The sequence below is a fragment of the Bifidobacterium sp. B4081 genome (assembly GCF_026537335.1).
Lineage (GTDB): Bacteria > Actinomycetota > Actinomycetes > Actinomycetales > Bifidobacteriaceae > Bombiscardovia.
The window spans coordinates 188,383-207,012 of the sequence record NZ_JAFNMM010000001.1 but is presented as its reverse complement, the minus strand read 5'-3'; the positions used below and the strand labels follow the sequence as shown (position 1 = coordinate 207,012).

10 protein-coding genes are annotated in these 18,630 nt (G+C 61.6%); 4 read left to right on the top strand and 6 right to left on the bottom strand.

Annotated features, from left to right (window positions below; translation table 11 throughout):
* The 3 genes from J3T92_RS00815 (at position 1) to J3T92_RS00805 (ending at position 10,057) form a co-directional block, all read left to right on the top strand.
* Positions 1 to 1,533, top strand: coding sequence for an ABC transporter substrate-binding protein (locus J3T92_RS00815; protein ID WP_267399294.1), 1,533 nt, complete (start codon positions 1 to 3; stop codon positions 1,531 to 1,533).
* 44 nt (positions 1,534 to 1,577) lie between these two features.
* Positions 1,578 to 4,319, top strand: coding sequence for a valine--tRNA ligase (valS, locus tag J3T92_RS00810; RefSeq protein WP_267399293.1), 2,742 nt, complete (start codon positions 1,578 to 1,580; stop codon positions 4,317 to 4,319).
* A 413-nt stretch (positions 4,320 to 4,732) separates the two neighbouring features.
* Positions 4,733 to 10,057, top strand: a complete 5,325-nt coding sequence (locus J3T92_RS00805; RefSeq protein ID WP_267399292.1) for an InlB B-repeat-containing protein — start codon at positions 4,733 to 4,735, stop codon at positions 10,055 to 10,057.
* 134 nt (positions 10,058 to 10,191) lie between these two features.
* Here J3T92_RS00805 and J3T92_RS00800 read toward each other — a convergent pair whose 3' ends face one another.
* Both J3T92_RS00800 and rho read right to left on the bottom strand, forming a co-directional pair.
* The gene (locus tag J3T92_RS00800; protein WP_267399291.1) at positions 10,192 to 10,548 is read right to left on the bottom strand and encodes a chorismate mutase; all 357 of its coding nucleotides are present in this window, start codon (positions 10,546 to 10,548) and stop codon (positions 10,192 to 10,194) included.
* Positions 10,549 to 10,986: 438 nt separating this feature from the next.
* Positions 10,987 to 12,849, bottom strand: coding sequence for a transcription termination factor Rho (rho, locus tag J3T92_RS00795; protein WP_416378898.1), 1,863 nt, complete (start codon positions 12,847 to 12,849; stop codon positions 10,987 to 10,989).
* A gap of 222 nt (positions 12,850 to 13,071) precedes the next feature.
* On the opposite strand from rho, the gene J3T92_RS00790 reads away from it, so the two are divergent.
* Positions 13,072 to 13,734 carry a TetR/AcrR family transcriptional regulator gene (locus J3T92_RS00790; protein ID WP_267399289.1) on the top strand — a complete coding sequence of 221 codons (663 nt, stop codon included), beginning with the start codon at positions 13,072 to 13,074 and terminating at the stop codon, positions 13,732 to 13,734.
* Between the two features lie 59 nt (positions 13,735 to 13,793).
* On the opposite strand, the gene J3T92_RS00785 is transcribed toward J3T92_RS00790, so the two are convergent.
* The 4 genes from J3T92_RS00785 to gatB form a co-directional block, all read right to left on the bottom strand.
* A complete protein-coding gene (locus J3T92_RS00785; RefSeq protein ID WP_267399288.1) occupies positions 13,794 to 15,383 on the bottom strand; it encodes an NAD(P)/FAD-dependent oxidoreductase in 1,590 nt (529 codons plus the stop codon).
* A 138-nt stretch (positions 15,384 to 15,521) separates the two neighbouring features.
* Positions 15,522 to 15,836 carry a DUF2469 domain-containing protein gene (locus J3T92_RS00780; protein WP_015022511.1) on the bottom strand — a complete coding sequence of 105 codons (315 nt, stop codon included), beginning with the start codon at positions 15,834 to 15,836 and terminating at the stop codon, positions 15,522 to 15,524.
* On the bottom strand, positions 15,833 to 16,879 hold the full coding sequence (locus J3T92_RS00775; RefSeq protein WP_267400207.1) for a GNAT family N-acetyltransferase: 1,047 nt from the start codon (positions 16,877 to 16,879) through the stop codon (positions 15,833 to 15,835). Before J3T92_RS00775 ends, J3T92_RS00780 begins: the two co-directional genes overlap by 4 nt.
* Positions 16,880 to 17,124: 245 nt before the next feature.
* Positions 17,125 to 18,627, bottom strand: a complete 1,503-nt coding sequence (gene gatB / locus J3T92_RS00770) for an Asp-tRNA(Asn)/Glu-tRNA(Gln) amidotransferase subunit GatB (protein WP_267399287.1) — start codon at positions 18,625 to 18,627, stop codon at positions 17,125 to 17,127.
* Positions 18,628 to 18,630: the final 3 nt, after the last annotated feature.

The following is an 18,630-nucleotide window of genomic DNA, read 5'->3' as shown; positions in this document are numbered from 1 at the left end:
ATGGCAAGCGGCAGACACAGACGAATCAGCTCCGGAATCATCTTCATCCTGGTACTGGCGGTCCTGACCGCGGGCACCTACATGGCTTGGCCGTTGTTGACTGGCCAGGGAGGCTGGCGGCTGCCCTGGAACCTTGGAGGCTCGGGCCAGGTAGTGCGCATCAGGGCCCGGCAGGCTCCGGTCTCCTTGGACATCCGCACCGAGCCCGGTCAGGCCACTGACCAGGCCCTGATGGGCAACGTCTACCAGACCCTGACCAGGCCCGACGCCCAAGGTCGGCCGACTCCTGGACTGGCCCAGAACTGGGAGATCTCCGCCGATGGGCTGCTCTACACCTTTCATCTGCGCAATGATGCCCGCTTCGCCGACGGACGCCAGCTGACCTCAGAGGATGCCCTCTGGTCCCTGCGGCAGATCCTCGACCACCAGTATCAGGGCCACCAGGACCTGGATGGCCTGGCCAGGGTCACCAACCCGGATGATGCCACCCTGGTGATCAGACTGAAGAGCCCGGATGCCCATCTGCTGACCGCTCTGAGCGGTCGGGCCGGCATTGTCTACGATCGCCAGGCCCACGTCAACTACTCCACCCAATCGGCCGGATCAGGCCCATATCAAGTGGATGACTGGCAGCCGGGAGCCAGCCTGACCCTCACCACCAACAAGTCCTACCGGGGCCCGGACAAGGCCGCCATCCACAAGGTCATCTTCAGCTATGCCGGCAGCCCCGAGCAGACCGTCAAAGATCTGAACCAGGGACGTCTGGACGCTGTAGTGGACATGGATCCGGCTACCGCCAAGCAGGCTGGTAAGGCTCCGACAGCAACACCCAGCTCAAACAATGTGGTCCTGGCCTTCAACAACGAGGCATCCAGTCTGTTGTCCGACCAACATGTGCGCGAGGCCGTTCGCTACGCCCTGGACCGCCAGGCGCTGGCCGATCTGGAAGGCGGCGCAGCCAAGGCGCTAGGTGGACCACTCAACCCGCTCAGCCCAGGCTACGATCCCAGTCTGCAGGCCTTCCCATTCGATCGTGTCCAAGCGGCTCGTCGAGCCTCCTACTATGCCCAGTCCTACTATCACGGCGGCCTGCGCCTGGTCTATCCCCAGGAATTCGGCAGCCAAGTTGGCGATCTGATCAGCACGCAGCTGAAGGCGGTGGGCATCCCCACCCAGGTCTCCATAGTGGATCAGGCTGCATTCCGCGACCAGGTGCTCACCCGTCACGACTACGACATGGCCCTGCTGATCATGAACAATGACGACATCGGTCGCTTCGCCGACCCCAACGCCACCATGCTCTTCGACAACACCGAGGTCCAGGAATCCTGGAAGCAGGTCAAGGCCAGCACCGACCAGAATACCTATGCCGAACGGCTACGGGCTTTCGCCCGACAGGTCAGCGACCTCTCCCCCAGCGACTGGCTTTATGAGCGCACACCCTTGGTCCTGAGCGCTCCCCGACTCCAGGGTATGCCCAGCTCGCTGTTGGACCGCTACCTGCCCCTGTGGAACCTGCATATCAAGGGTTGAGGAAACCGGGACTCCTTGTCACCATTCGTCCATAAAATGCTGGTATGTCTGCTGAACACCAAGGAATCGTCAATGCCCATCTGACCCCCCTGCCTGACAGGGTGGGCGTGGATGGCCTGGAGGAAAAGTGGTGCCGCGACTGGGATGAGTCCGGCGTCTACCGCTTCCGCAACACCCGCGAGCGCTCCGGCGTCTACTCCATCGACACCCCGCCGCCCACGGTTTCGGGGCATTTGCATGTGGGGCACGTCTTCTCATACACCCATACCGACGTAATCGCCCGGTTCAAGCGGATGCAAGGATACGACGTCTTCTACCCCATGGGCTGGGACGACAACGGCCTGCCCACTGAGCGGCGGGTTCAGAACTACTACGGGGTTCGCGTGGACACCTCGCTCAAGTACGATCCGAACTTCAAGCCTCCCTTCCACGGGACCAAGGGCAAGAAAATCAGCGCCAAGGATCAGGTGCCCGTCTCCCGTCAGAACTTCATCGAACTGTGCGAGGAACTGACCGCCGAGGACGAGAAGCTCTTCGAGCAGCTCTGGCGGTCGCTGGGACTGTCAGTGGATTGGTCGCAGACCTACCACACCATCGGCGAGCATCCCCGCCGGGTGGCACAGAAGGCTTTCCTGCGGAACCTGGCCCGGGGCGAGGCCTACCAGAAGGAGGCCCCCGGACTCTGGGACGTGACCTTCCAGACCGCCGTGGCCCAGGCCGAGCTGGAGTCGCGCGAGTATGACGGCTTCTATCACCGCGTGGCCTTCCGGTTCGCGGACGGCACGCCAATATACATCGAGACCACCAGGCCTGAGCTGCTGGCGGCCTGCGGCGCCCTGATCGCCCACCCGGACGACAAACGCTACCAGAAGTACTTCGGGCAGAAGGTCTACTCTCCCCTGTTCAAGGTGGAGGTGCCCATCCTGGCCCATCCCGCCGCCGAGATGGACAAGGGCGCCGGCATCGCCATGTGCTGCACCTTCGGCGACGTGACCGACGTGCAGTGGTGGCGGGATCTGAACCTGCCCACCAGGTCCATCATCCAGCGCAACGGTCGAATCGTCATGGACGTGCCTGACTGGATCACCGATGAAAGCGGACGGCGAATCTTCAAGCAGACCGAAGGCAAGACCACCTTCTCAGCCCGCAAGATCATCGTGGACGCCCTGCGCGAGTCCGGCGACCTGGACGGCGAGCCCAAGCCCACCAAGCGTATGACCAACTTCTATGAGAAGGGCGACAAGCCCCTGGAGATCGTCACCTCCCGTCAATGGTATCTGCGCAACGGCGGCACTGACCAGAAACTGAACCAGAAGCTGCTGGAGCGCGGCAGAGAGCTCAACTTCCATCCGGACTTCATGCGGGTGCGTTACAACAACTGGGTCGAGGGCCTGAACGGCGATTGGCTGATTTCCCGCCAGCGCTTCTTCGGAGTTCCTTTCCCCCTCTGGTACCCGGTAAAGGAGAACGGCGAGACTGACTACGCTCATCCCATCACCCCGGCCGAGGACAGGCTCCCCATTGATCCCAGCAGCGATGTGCCCGATGGCTTCGAAGAGTCTCAGCGCGACCAGCCCAGCGGATTCACGGCCGAGAAGGACATCATGGACACCTGGGCCACCAGTTCCCTGACCCCTCAAATCGTGACCCACTGGGCCGAACCGAGCGAGAAAGACCAGGCCCTCTTCAAGGCCACCTTCCCCATGGACCTGCGACCCCAGGGCCAGGACATCATCCGCACCTGGCTCTTCAGCTCCATAGACCGGGCGCACTTGGAGAACGGCTGCCTGCCCTGGAGCGACACCACCCTGTCGGGGTGGATCCTGGACCCGGACCATAAGAAAATGAGCAAGTCCAAGGGCAATGTGGTAGTGCCGGATGAACCCATCAAAAAGTACGGCGCCGATGCCGTGCGCTACTGGGCATCCTGCGCCCGGCTGGGTCTGGACGCCACCTATGATGAGGGGCAGATGAAGATAGGCCGCCGTCTGGCCGTCAAACTTCTCAACGCCGTCAAGTTCGCCCTGGCCATCGGCCGCGAGGACAAGAACCATAAGGTCACCCAGGCAGCGGAGACCACCTGGAATCCTGCCGACGTCACGGTCCCGCTGGATCGCGCGGTCCTGGCCGGCCTTGCAAGGGTGATCGACCAGGCCACCAAGGCCCTGGAATCCTACGAGCACTCCAAGGCTCTGGAGGTGACCGAATCCTTCTTCTGGGACTTCTGCGACAATTACATCGAGCTGGCCAAGAACCGGGCCTACGGAACCGCTGACGCCACAGGCAGGATCCCCGATGATGCCCAGGTGCTGAGCGCCCGCACGACCCTGGGGCTGGTCCTGGATGCGCTTGACCGTCTTCTGGCCCCCTTCCTGCCCTTCGCCACCGAGGAGGCATGGCAGTGGATGCACCAGGGGGACGGTTCAGTTCACCGGGCCTCCTGGCCTCACCCGGAAACATACCTGGCTGCCGCCCAGGGCCAGGACCCAGCCCTTCTGGCCTGGGCAGGAAGCGCCCTGGCATCCCTGCGGCGAATCAAGTCAGAGGCCAAGGTCTCCATGAGGACCCCTATCCTCTCCGCATCTCTCAGCGTGGCACCGGAGGGCCTGGAAGCTGTGAAGAACGCTTTGGAAGATATAGCCGAAGCAGGCAGGGTCACTGGAAACCTGAAACTGGCCGAGGAAGCCAACCAGCCCGAAGGGATGGGATCCGCCGAGGATGAGGCCGGCATCCGTGTGACTGCCAGCCAGCTGGGCGAGCCTCCGGTCAAGAAGCCTCGCAAGTAGGCTCCAGGATTCGCAAGGCAACCGAAGCGATTCGGCCCTGGCCACCCGCCGCCGCCCTGAAGACATCGTCGTCTTCAGGGCGGCCATCATAACAATCCGCGATGCCGAGCGTATGATTGCCGCTCGCACAAGAGACGGAACACAATCCTTACATCCTCGGCCCTTCCCTAAACCGCGACTTGCAGCATACAGGAACAACAGGATTGATCAGCGTTCATCCCTGTTCCATTGTCAAGGGTCGGGTCAGCTGCAGGCTGCCCTGCAGCGGTGCAAGAGCCTGAATACGACACCCCGATCCTGCCATTGATTGCAATGCTAAGGTTGAACGTGTATAGGGGCTTTAATCGGTGTGCATCGACGCAGTTTTGGGCCTTGGCCTGGGGAGTCGGCACACTGGGAGAAGGAAGATTCAAGTGGGGAAAGATCATGGCATCCGCAGACTGATGGCATTGACGGCTATGGTTGGGCTGGCGCTGGTCGGAGCGTCAACGGGGGCGTACGCATCCACCGACGAGATGGCGCCGGCGCCTACCGCGGGGAGCAGCGGCACGGCTGAGGACGGAGCGCCCTCCCCCGGACAATACAGCAACATGGGCCCAGGCAGGGCGGCGGAGGCAAGGGCCCTGACCCCAACAGCCTGGCCGTCTCCGCTGGCCAGCGGCAATCCTTCCCCGCTCAAGGCCCTCCAACCATTGAGCGGAAAAGGGGCGGACGAATCGTTCAAGGACAGGCCGCGCGGAGACAAGCCATCCCGAACTATGGATTCATCATCGTATGCCATCACCTTCGATCCGGACGGAGGCTCGCAGGCTCCCGGCTCACCAGCCTTGAACCAGTCGGTAACCGCAGGTCATCTGGCATCCCCTCCCTCCGTCACCAAGTCGGGCTGCCTCTTCGACGGCTGGTTCCTGAAAGATTCCAAGGTGGCTTACGACTTCGGCAAGCCGGTCACCGGCCCGCAGTCGCTTACAGCCCACTGGTCATCGATCAAAGATGGCCGGTGGACAACAGCCGACGCCAGCGGCGAAGACACAGGGGGCTCCGCAATCACCCTGACTCCGCCCAAGCCCCGAGGGGTCAGATTCGCACAGGTCAGCGCCGGACACGACCACACCCTTGCCGTGGGTTCAGACGGCCACATCTACGCCTGGGGCGACAACAGCAAGGGCGAACTCGGCAACGGCACCCTCACCAATGCAGACACACCGGTGCGGATAACTGACAATGCAGCCATACAAGGCAAGACCTTCATAGCCGTCAGCGCAGGAACCACATTCTCCATGGCCCTGGCCTCTGACGGGACGGTCTACACCTGGGGCAACAACAGCCGCGGCGAACTCGGCAATGGCTCCACCACGGACTCCGCCGAACCGGTGAAGGCAAACCTCAGGGCCACAATCACCGCCGTCAGCGCCGGGTACTGGCATGCCATGGCTCTGGCCTCGGATGGCACGATCTACACCTGGGGGGACAACGAATACGGCCAGCTCGGCAATGGGATGTCCGGCGTCAACGCCAACCCCACGCCCGCCGCGGTCCATTCACCATCCGGCATCACCTTCGCAGTCATCAGCGCCGGATACGATTTCCAAACGGCATTGGACAGCCAGGGCCATGCCTATGCCTGGGGCCGCAACCAGGGAGGCCAACTGGCCAACGGAACAGCTGGCAACGCAGCCAGCGGCGTCTACACGCCCACACGCATTCTTAAAGACCAGGGCGGAACCGAGGATGACACTGTCTATACCGACATCGATGCAGGGTATCTGCATGTCCTGGCGCTGAGCAAGGCGGGCGGGGTGTATTTCTGGGGCTATCCGCTGACCAAGGGAAGCGACACCGATGTCGACAGCGTTCACGCCTTTCACCCCAGCCAGATCAGTCTGCCTGCGGGGACAGCGGCACCTACCGCAGTCAGCGCCGGCGATTTCTCCTCTGCGGTGATCGACTCTGCGGGCAGCCTGTATATGCTCGGCAGCAATTCCAGCGGTCAGCTGGGCGACGGAACGACAAGCCCCAAATCAGCCATGACCAAGGTGAGCCTGACGGGCGCCACAGTCGCTGCATTCGATGTCTGCCGACACAGCCTGGCCATCGGCTCCGACGGACTCCCCTACAGCTGGGGGGAGGCAAGGAACGGCAAACTTGGAGAAGGCGACAATGGGCCTGCGTCCGGCCCGCAGACCAAACCTACACTGGTCAGCCCCCCTCAGATAGACCTGTCCAAGCTGAGCTTCGGCAAAACCGATGTAGCCAAGACCGACAGCAGCACCCCGATCAGCCGAGCCTCGGACGACACATGGAGCGCGAATGGCCAATGGACGGTCACCACCCCTCACCACACTTACGGAACCACCAAGATCAAAATCAATGATGGACAATGGGCCATCGGAGGCGCAAAACAGCAGGGGCAAGTCATCGCCGACTATACTTTCACACCCACTGCGCAGAAGATCGTCTTTGATTCGGACGGAGGCTCACAGACCTCCAATCAATCCGTAACTGCAGGCCAGCTTGCTTCGCCCCCCACCGTGACCAAGTCAGGCTGCGTCTTCGACGGCTGGTTCGTCGAAGACGCCGATGGCAGCTCCAGGGTGGCCTACGACTTCAGCAAGACGGTCACCAGACCACTGAACCTGAAAGCCCATTGGTCATCGTCGAATGCCGAATGGAAAACAGCGGACGCCCTCCACGGCGATGACACCGGGGGCTCTACAATCACCCTGACTCCCCCAAAACCCAAGGGGGTACGGTTCGCGCAGGTCAGCACAGGCCGCTACCACACCCTGGCCGTGGGCTCTGACGGGCACGTGTATGCCTGGGGAAGCCAGGCCAGCGGAACCCTGGGCAACGGCAAGGACACTGGCACGGCGGCAACACCAGTGCGGATCACCGATAATGATGCCGTAAAAGGAAAGACCTTCACAGCCGTCAGTGCAGGTGATGCCTACTCCATGGCCCTGGCCTCAGACGGCACGGTCTACACTTGGGGCAGCAACGGCAAGGGGCAGCTCGGCAACGGCTCCGCCGAGGATTATTCCACCGAACCGACAAGGGCAAAGACGGGCGATGCCGAAATCAACGCCATCAGCGCAGGACGAACCTACGCCATGGCCCTGTCCAAGGACGGAACGGTCTACACATGGGGTGACAACCAACGGGGACAGCTCGGCAACGGCAGTTCGGACAACGACAATCACCCCTCGCCCGCCAAGGTAACGTCGCTGTCCGGCATCACCGCCATCAGCGCAGGCTTCACCACCAGCACAGCGCTGGACAGTCAGGGCCATGCCTGGTCCTGGGGCGAAAACAGCAGGGGACAGCTCGGCGACGGCACCATCAATGACAGCCCAACGCCGGCACGTGTCCGAGACCTGGCCACAGGACAGCATGACGACCGGTTCTATATAGCCATCAGCGCTGGCTACCAGCATGTGCTGGCACTGGATACCGACCATGATGTCTACGGCTGGGGTTCCGGCACCGCAATCGGCCACTCTGCAGATACCAATGAAAGCGTGAAGGGATCTGTCGAAGTCAGCTTCGGCAGCGACGCTGTCAACATCACCGCCATCAGCGCCGGCGACGATGGATCCGAGGCTATAGATGACAGCGGAAGGATCTACACCTGGGGCAAAAAGGCCTACGGTCAGCTGGGCAACGGCTCAAGCCAAGAAGCAGCATGGCAGATCAGCCCGACAGCCATTGTCTTGGCTCAGTCTGTGAAAGCCAGCTCCGTATCCACCTCCAGCCATCACCAGACAGCCATTGGGTCCGACGGATTGCTCTACACCTGGGGATACAGCTACTACAACCAGCTCGGACGAGACTCATCCTCCACACGGCCCGGCACCACGCAACCGCCGCAAATCACCCTCACCAAGGTCGTCTTCGGCAACATGGCGAGCGGTGCCCGGCCGGCCAAGGAGCTGGCCCAGAGAGGCAGAGACACTTGGAATGACAATCAGGACTGGACTTTTACTACGCCCGCCTACCCGTACGGCCCCACCAGCTTCACCATTACCTGGAACATCGCCGGGGATTCCGGGGGCTCAAAGCAGACACAGCGATTCAGCTACACCTTCGATCCGGTCGATAAGCTCATTGCGCTCGAGCCAGCCGGAGGCACCGGAGCGGCATGGACAAGCAAGAACATCAAGGAAGGAGAATTGGTGCCTCGGCAAACCCTGGCCAAGGCAGGCTTCCAGTTCGACGGCTGGTTTGTCAAAGACGCCGATGGCAGCTCCAGGGTGGCCTACGACTTCAGCAAGCCGGTCACCAGCCCGCTGACCCTGGTCGCACACTGGACACATTCAGCCCGGATGACTGTCGACCCGGCCGGCAACCCGTCCACTGGCGGATACCAGGTCAGCATCACTCCACCTCCGCAGCGCGGCATCCGCTTCGCCCAGGTCAGCACTGGCAAGAACCATTCTCTGGCCGTCGGCAGCGACGGGAACGCCTACGCCTGGGGGAGCAACAGCAATGGACAGCTCGGCAACGGCACCACAGACAGCAGCAAGGTGCCCGTCCTAGTGAGGAAACCAGCCAATGCCGACGAGGATTTCACCTACACCCAGGTAAGCGCGGGGGGATACCATTCCTTGGCCATTGGAAAGAATCATCAGGTCTACGCCTGGGGTGACAGGAGCAACGGCGGTCAGGTGGGCGACGGCAAGACGACAGGGAATGCCCCATCCCCCGTATCGGTGAATGTAGGCGATGGCGCCAGCGGCTTTCACGCCAGACAGATCAGTGCAGGATACCAGCACTCCCTGGCCATCGACATGAGCGGACAAGTCTACGCCTGGGGATACGGCAATAGCGGCAGGCTGGGCAACAGTGCGCAGGCGTCAAAGGCTGCTCCCACAACCGTGTCCTCACCCCTGGAATACGGGGACGGGTCAGCAGGCTTCTTCGCCACCCAAGTCAGCGCAGGAGGCTCCCACTCGCTGGCCATTGGCAGAGACGGCAAGGCCTACGCCTGGGGCGCAAATACAGACGGCCGCCTCGGCACAGGAGACACCAACGATGCCGCCGTGCCGACCTTGGTGACCGACCCCGACGGAAGCAGCGATGGTTTCAGCCCCATCCAGGTCAGCGCAGGAGGATGGTTCTGCCTGGGGATCGACGGCGGAGGACGGATCTACAGCTGGGGAAACAACGGTCAGAACGCCCTGGGCAATGTCTCCATCGCGGGGCCGATCAGCAGAATCCCTGCTCAAGTGGCGAACGCAGACAGCAACACCACTCGGATCAGCGCAGGCGAACGACAGGCCCTGGTCATCAACTCAGACGGCAAGGCCTACGCCTGGGGAGACAACAACGGCGAACAGCTGGGCATCGGTTCCGACGCAGCCAGCATCAAAGCGGCCACGCTGGTTTGCCCGCCCCAGTTCACAGTCAGTGCAGTCACGGTAGGAACGGATCCGCATACCACAAAGGTTCTCGAGCTGAAGCGGAACGGCGGAGCGGACACATGGGAGTCCAGAAATGTCTGGACCTTCTACGCACCGGCATTCAAGGCAGGCACGACAACGGTCAACATCACCTGGAACATAGGCCAGGGCAGTCCGGAGACCGAGAGGCTGACCTTCACTTATAGGGATATTTTGCCGCTGACCGGCAGTCGGGGTCTGCTCGTCATACTGTTTGTCGGACTATTCGTGACGGCAACAGTCCTGGCGGCAAGGCAGCAGCATCAGGAAGCCGCGGGTCCGACCACGGCTGGCATTTGACAAGAGCAGGTCCCTGAGGGGGGGGGGTTCTCCTGGCACTTGCTGGTAAGACGAACCTGTCTTGCTCTCGGTACTGTGGCCGAGGGCACAGGAGCTCGCCCATGTCCACAGCCATCATCGCATGATGGGCTCTTTCAGCGTGGACCAACTTGGTCGGCCAGCCGTTCGTGACACCGCTTGGCGGCATCGGCCACCAGATGAAGATAGGCCTCGGCCAGATCCGGGTCCAGTCCGTAATCATCAGCCTTGCCTCGCAAGACCGCCACCTGGGCGGCCTCACGATGCAGATCCGCCGAAGCGAACCCCGCTCGGGCTTTAAGAAGCCCAATGCGACGCGTCACTCTGGACCGTTCAGCCAGCATGGCAATAATGGCAGCATCGATGGTGTCCACATCAGCACGCAGCTCTGCCACCTGGCGGGCGGCTTCGGCCTTGGCTCCCCCCTTCCGCGCCTGATCATCGATCACCGTTTCCACATTCGCTTCGCTCATAGGTCACCAGTCTAATCAAACGCTTCAGACGACCCAGCCGCTCCTCCTTTCGGAGACCGGCCTTGACTCGGCATGCGGATCACACAGGCTCCAGGGGGATGCTCATCCGCGCACGCCCACCGATGCAGGTGCCGAATGCGCGGCAGAGGAATTCCTTAACATATGAAGATGGCCGCACCCGCCGCCTCACGGCGCTTGTCAGTCTTTGTCGCAGCCTGATCGCCTGCAGGATCAACCGGTCGAACTGCAACCGCAATCCATGAGCCCACTCCAGCTAAGGCCGTCAGACAAAAAGCCGAAAATCACAGCAGACAGAATCCGAATGGGCCAAACCGTTGAAAGGTACCGTTGCCTTGCATCACTGCATATACGCTGGGCCCCATCCGCGAAATGAGTCGCGGATGGGGCCCAGCGGGCGAATCAGTCATCAGGCCCGAGTCACTTCTGAGCCAGCATGGACTGGTTGATGGCTGCCAGGAAGTCTCGGTTGGTGGCGGTCTTCTTCAGTCTGGGCACCAGAGTCTGGTAGGCCTGCTCGGTCTCCATGCCACCCAGGAGACGACGCAGCCGGTAGACCACAGCCAGTTCCTCGGGCGCGGTGATCAGCTCTTCGCGCCGGGTGCCGGAGGCATTGATGTCGATGGCGGGGAACATGCGCTTGTCAGCCAGATCCCGGGTCAGCCTAAGCTCCATGTTGCCTGTGCCCTTGAACTCCTCGAAGATGACCTCGTCCATCTTGGATCCGGTCTCCACCAGGGCCGAAGAGATGATGGTCAAGGAGCCGCCGTTCTCGATGTTGCGGGCGGCGCCGAAGAAGCGCTTGGGCGGATAGAGGGCCTGCGCGTCCACGCCGCCGGAGAGGATGCGGCCGGAGGCGGGGGCCGAGATGTTGTAGGCGCGGGCCAGGCGGGTCATGGAATCCAGAAGGACCACCACATCCTGCCCCAGCTCCACCAGCCGTTTGGCCCGTTCGATGGCCAGCTCGGCCACGGTGGTGTGATCGCTGGCGGGGCGGTCGAAGGTGGAGGAGATGACCTCGCCCTGAACCGTGCGTTCCATGTCAGTGACCTCCTCGGGCCGCTCGTCCACCAGGACCACCATCAGGTGCACCTCTGGGTTGTTGGCGGTGATGGAGTTGGCGATGGACTGCAGGGTCAGGGTCTTGCCAGCCTTGGGAGGCGAAACTATCAGGCCGCGCTGGCCCTTGCCGATAGGGGCGACGATGTCGATCAGACGACCGGTGATGTTCTTGGGCTGGGTCTCCATCCGCATGCGCTCCTGCGGGTAGAGGGGGGTCAGCTTGTTGAAGTGAGGGCGCCCTGCAGCGTCCTCCACGCTCATGCCGTTGATGGAGTCGATGGCCTGCAGAGGAACGAACTTCTGCCGTTGGTTGCGATGCTCACCCTCGCGGGGGGGACGGATGGAGCCATGCACGGCATCGCCCTTGCGCAGGCCGTACTTCTTGACCTGGCCCATGGAGATGTAGACGTCGTTTGGGCCGGGCAGGTAGCCGGATGTGCGCACGAAGGCGTAGGAGTCCAGCACATCCACAATGCCCGCCACGGGGACCAGGTCCTCGGGCTTGAAGTTCTCCCTGGGCTCATAGTCACGATCCCGGCCGCTGCTGCGATGGTTGTTGCGGTTGCGACGGTCGTTGCGGTCGTTGCGATCGCCCCGGTTCCGGCGATCATAGCCGTTGTGACGGTAGTCATGCCCTTCCTCGCCGCGATCCTCGTAGCTGCGCCGACGAGGGCGGTCATTCCGTGAGGGCAGAGCTGCCAGAATGTCGTCCAAATTGCGCACTGAGCCGGAGCCTTCGCGCTCCTCGCCATGCTCACGCTCGCTCCGGCTGCGGTTGGTGTGAGAGCCTCGAGATGAATCCGTGTTGCGGTGACGGCGACGGGATATGACCACGTTCTCCTCATCGGCCACGGTATGGGGGAATCGGTTCCGGTGCTCGCTATTATGGCCGCTCTTATGATCGTCAATGCCCAAAACATCGAAGAGGTCTCCGACAGGACGACCGTCCTTGGATTCCTCGGATTCCCTGGTATCGGTGATCTCCTGTCCGCCTTCTGCGGCGGGCTTTGCCTCCTGCCCTGTCGGCTGCTGCTGATCAGCTGCCTGGCCCCCCTTAGCCACGGCGGCCGCAGCCTTGGGCTTACCAACGGTTACTCCCTCAGGGGCCTTGCCGCCCGAGCGTGCCGCCTCGATCGTCTCGATCAGGACCGGCTTGCGCATGCCGGAAATACCGCGCAACCCCAGCTGCCTGGCCAATTCCTTGAGTTCGGGCAGCTTCATGGAATGAATATCTTGGCTTGTTGCCACTGTTGTAATGCCTTTCCTTCGCTATGCCTAATTAGGCTAGGCAAATAGCTTGAGAATAGTGCGGGGGTACCGCTCATGAAAATTCGATGCCGACTCGGCTTATCGAACTTCCATAAGCCTACAACGTGCGGCCGACCGGCGCAAGAATCGGCCCGCGTGTCCAGAAATTCATGGGTAAGCCTCTAGACTGAGCATATGAATAACCGATCATCTCTGCGTGAGCAACGGCGGAGCGAATTCGTAACCACCGCCATGCGGGTCTTCGACCGGAAAGGCGCTGCAAACACCTCCCTGCGCGACGTAATCCGCGCCATGAACCACGGCAAGGGCGTGGGCATGAGCGTTTTTTATTACTACTTCAAATCCAAGGACGACCTGGTAGATGCCTGCGCACGCACCTACCTGGCCTCCTACGTGGACCATGTAGTCGACATTCTGCAGGACCCAGACTTGAGCGTTCAAGAGGCGCTGGACGACATTTGCCCGCATCTGATAAGGGCCATCTGGAAGATGGATGTCATCTTCGCGGACAAAGCCAACTGGTACAACTACCTGAGTACCAACAGCAATGTGATGGAGGGCTTCGTCAGGCAAATCATCGACCCCTTGACCAAGGCCCTGGACCGCTGGCTGGATCAGGGGGGCCTGCCGCAGACCCAGCTGATCCAAACAGCCGGCACCCGCAGTGTGGCCTGGCTGATGGCCGACGGGCTATCGTCCATCGTCAGCAATGGCAGAAGGGCGGCAGGTCACCCGCACATCAGAGAGGTGGTCCGCCAACGTGTCCGCGAGAGCGTGGCCTTCTTCTCGCAGCTGCTGGGCCTGCCCCTGAAGGCACCCGCCATTGCCCTGTCGTAAATGACAAAGCCCCCAACCATACGGTCGGAGGCTTAAAGGAAACGAAGGCCGAAGTCTGCCTACTTCTCCTCGTGGTAGGACTTCTCGGTGTTGACGTTCCAGACGTTGGTCTTGTCGGCACGCCCCGATCTGATGTTGGCCACGGCCTCCATGGATGTGGCCATGGAGTGGTCCTGGTTGTTGTAGTGGTGCTGCCCGTTGCGGCCCACGCAGTAAAGGTTGCCAAAGGAATCCAGCCACTTGACCAGCTCCGGCATCTGGGCGTAGGTGTCGAAGTAGGCCGGGTAGGCCTTGAAAACCCTCTCCCGGTGCGAGTCCAGCACGTCGGCGGATCCGTTGATGATGCCCATTCGCGTCAGCTCCTTGACGGCGAAGTCAGTGGTCTCCTGATCGCTCATGCTCCAGAAGTCATCACCCTCCTTGCAGAAGTACTCCAGGCCGATCCAGACAGTGCCGTCCACATTCTTGACCATGTAGGGACTCCAGTTGTTGAAGATCTGGATGCGGCCCATCTTGTAGCCGGGATCCTGCACGTAGATCCAGCAGTCGGGAACGATGGGCGGGTCGCCCAGGGTCTTGATGAAGGTGGTGTTGCGGATGCGCAGGTGACGGACCAGCAGGCCAACGGTCACGAAGTCGCGGTAGGGCAGGCCCTGAGCCACTCTGACCATCTCCTTGTCGGTGGACGGCTCCTCGTGGGCAATGGCCTCCACCAGGTCCTTGATGGGCATGGAGGAGATGATCTGGTCAGCCTGCAGGGTCACCTCCTTGCCATCAGCATTGCGATAGATCACACCAGTCATGTGGCCGTCTTGCTGAGTCAGTCCTATCACACGTGCATCGGTGATCACGTGGACTCCATGCTCCACATTGCGACGCTCCACGGTTTCCCAGAGTTGCCCTGGACCCAGCTTGGGGTACCAGAACTCCTCGATCAGGCTGGTCTCGACCTGGTGGGCATCGCGCTTCTTGGGCAGCAGCTTTTGGAAGGCGTTCTTGAGCACGCCCATGATGCTGAGCCCTTTGACCCGCTGGGCACCCCAGTCGGCGCTGATCTCGCGGGGGTGGCGGCCCCAAAGCTTTTCGGTGTAGCCCTCGAAGAACATGGAGTAAAGCTTGCGACCGAACCGGTTGATATAGAAGTTCTCCAGGTTGTCCTCTGGCAGCTTGTGGACGACGGACTTCAGGTAGCTGAATCCGGCCTGCATGGTCAGCTTGAAACCCATGGCCTTGAGGGTGTTTGCGGACAAGGAGATGGGATAGTCGAAGAAGTGGTGGTTCCAATAAATCCTGGAGACTCGGTGACGCTTGAGCATGACCCGGTCGGTCTTCTCCGGGTCGGGGCCGCCGGGCTCCAGGTCGTGGTGGCGGCCAAGTTTTTTATCGTCATAGGAGGGTGCGCCCTGCAGAGGCAGGACATCCTTCCACCAGTCCATAATCCGGTCATCCTTGGAGAAGAACCGATGGCCGCCGATGTCCATGCGGTTGCCGTTGTGTCGAACCGTGCGGGAGATGCCGCCAAAGGCGTTGGTGGCCTCCAGCACAGTGACGTCATAGCGCTCGTCGCCGCCGTCCTTGACCAGTTCCCATGCCGCTGTCAAGCCGGCGGGCCCTCCGCCGATGACGATCACGGACTGTTTGCGCTCCATGCCAACCTCCTGAAAACGGTATGAAATCATCACAACTGTACCTGGCTCGTCCCCAGTCAGAGACTTCCGAAGGACTTCCCACACGAATTCCCGCCATTGCGTGGAACAAACGTGATGATGCTCGCCCTAGCGCGTCGTTTAGCCCAGCGAATCGGGAATATCGATGTCTGTCTTCTGCACTTCCTCCACATTGACATCCTTGAAGGTGACGATGCGGACGTTCTTGACGAATCTGCTGGACCGGTAAACATCCCAGACCCAGGCATCGGTCAGCCGGACGTCAAAGTAGACGTCCTGCCCAGCAGATCGGACGTTGAAGTCCACCTTGTTGGCCAGGTAGAACCGCCGCTCGGTCTCGACCACGTAGGTGAACAGCTTGATCACGTCCCGATACTCGCGATACAAGGCGAGTTCGGCGTTGGTCTCGTAGTTGTCGAGATCCTCAGCACTCATCGACTGCCTCCATTCGCGCGATCACGGCCATGGCCAAGCGTACGCCACCAGGCGCGTTTGGATCGCTTGGTCTCAGCCGACCCATAGGCCCAGTCCGAGGCCGTGTGCTCCTCGTCGGACTGATCGGCAACGGATTCGTCGGAATCGGACTCCTTCCCCGCATCCTCAGCGCCCTTCCGACCGGGAACCGCCTTGTCATCATTCCTGCTATCGGGTTCTGCATGGCCTTGGGCAGATTGTTCTGAATGCGGGCCACTCTTCGGGGTCAGGTGGGTCCGGTCACCTGATACCTGCGAATCCTGAGCTGCCGGAGTAGACTCCTCGGACCCGCTTATGCCGCCATCCTCATCCGCAGCGTATCCATGTGCAACAAGGGCTTCGGCCACGCCAGGATTTTCACGGATGACATGCATGCCGAAAGCATTCAAAGAACGGATGGGATCATATTCGTCGACCAGGGCATCCATGACGATCTGATCCTGATACTTGCCGTTCTCAGCGTCCCAGAGGGCATCACGGGAGGTGCCCGAGATCATGAATCCCAGGGACTGGTAGACGGAGATGGAGCGCGTGTTTTTCTCTGGCACAGCCACCCAGATCCGATGCAGGCCCAGACCCATAGGAGCAGCCGCGTAGCCGTAGGTCATGATTCTGGGCATGGCATCCCGGGAGTAACCGCGCCCGCGAAAGTGCCTGCCCAGGACCACCTGGATCCTGGCTGAGCGTGACCAGCCATCCACGTCGATCAGGAAGATCATGCCGATGACTCCCTTGGTGGCATCGGCATCTGGCGAGCCATCCTGGTCGGTGTCCGCATCAGTGACCATGGCCCAGGCCAGGGTGCGGCGGGACTCAGGATCTCCCACACCCGAATCACGGGCAGCCAGACCCTTGGACCAGGCTACTGACCTACGTACCCAGGCGTTGACCACGGCTCGCTCGGCACTTGGCCCCTTACCGGTAATGCCGGTGGAATTGTAGAAGGCCTCCAGTTGGTCCATTGCCGTCAAATCGGCGATGACAGCCGGCCGCAGGTGCAACATCTCGCCCCGAATGTAGGGGATCTCGATCCGGTCGGGTAGCTGTCTGCTCCCTATATCATCAGGTCCCTCGGTTTGCGTTTGCGGTCGGTCATTGCCCCTGCCGCTCATAGACATCACGTCACCTCCATGATCGCCACCTTGCGATGGCAATCAATTGTAATCCCTCGCCCCTGAGAAAACCATGAGAAGCCGGGCAGGTCCGCCGGTCTGAACCCGATGGAATCAGGTCGGCGGACCGGGCCTGATCAGGACTTAGCGATGCGCTCCATGACGATCTTGCTGACTGCCTTGGCATCGGCCTGACCTTTGGTGGCCCGCATGACCGCTCCGATAATAGCGCCCATGGGCTTCATATTGCCGCCCTTGAGCTTGGCCACGATGTCCGGGTTGTCCTTGAGGGCCTGATCGACGGCTGCGTCCAGGGCCCCGTCGTCCGAAACCACCTGATAACCATGCTTCTTGACGACCTCGGCGGGCTTGCCCTCGCCAGCCAACACGCCGGAGACGGTCTGCTTGGCCAGCTTGTCGTTGAGCTTGCCGTCAGCAATCAGCTGCTCCACATCAGCGACATCCTGAGCCGAGATGGGCAGCTCCTGCAGGCTGACCCCGCGGGCGTTGGCCTCGCGGGAAATCTCGCCCAGCCACCACTTGCGGGCTCCGGCAGCCGTGGCGCCGGCCTTGACCGTGTCCTCGATCAGATCCACGGCATCGGCGTTGACTGCGTCCTGCATCTGACGGTCGGTGAAGTCCCAATCCTTCTTGAGGCGGGCGCGACGTTCGCGCGGCATCTCAGGCATCTGGGCCTTGAGCTCCTCGATATGGTCCTTGGTCACATGGACCATGACCAGATCAGGGTCGGGGAAGTAGCGGTAATCGTTGGCATCGGTCTTGACCCGGCCGCCGGCAGTGGTCTGCGTGGACTCATCCCAGTGGCGGGTCTCCTGCAGCACCTCCCCACCGGACTCCAGCAGGGCGGCCTGACGGCGAATCTCGTAGGTCAGCGTCTTCTCGATGCCCTTGAAGGTGTTGACATTCTTGGTCTCCGACCGGGTTCCCAGAGGGGCATCCGGCCCGGCATGCAGGGAGACGTTGACATCGGCGCGCATGTTGCCCTGCTCCATACGAGCGTGGGAGATGCCCAAGGCCCGGACGATGTCTCTGATGGCCCGGACATAGGCCCCGGCCACCTCGGGAGTACGCGCCCCGGCACCTTCGATAGGCTTGGTCACAATCTCGACCAGGGGAACGCCGGCACGGTTGTAGTCCACCAGGGAGTGGTCGGCACCCTCGATGCGGCCGTCAGCCCCGCCCACGTGGGTGTTCTTGCCGGCATCGTCCTCCACATGGGCCCGCTCGATGGGCACACGGAAGATGCTGCCGTCGTCCAGCTCCACGTCCAGATAACCCTCGCCGTTCAGGGGCTTGTCATACTGGGAGATCTGATAGTCGCGGGGCATGTCCGGGTAGAAGTAGTTCTTCCTGGCGAACTGGCTCCACTCGTTGACCTTGCAGTGCAGGGCCAGGCCCAGCTTGACCGCATAGTCGATGGCGGTCTTGTTGACCACGGGCAGGCTGCCAGGCAGGCCCAGGGAGACCGGGGTCAGCTGGGTGTTGGGCTCGCCGCCGAACTCGATATGGGCCGGGCAGAAGAGCTTGGTGTTGGTGCAGAGCTCGACATGGACCTCCAGGCCGAACACCGGGTCGTACTTGGCCACGGCATCGGCGTACTTCATCAGTTTTTCAGCCATTGT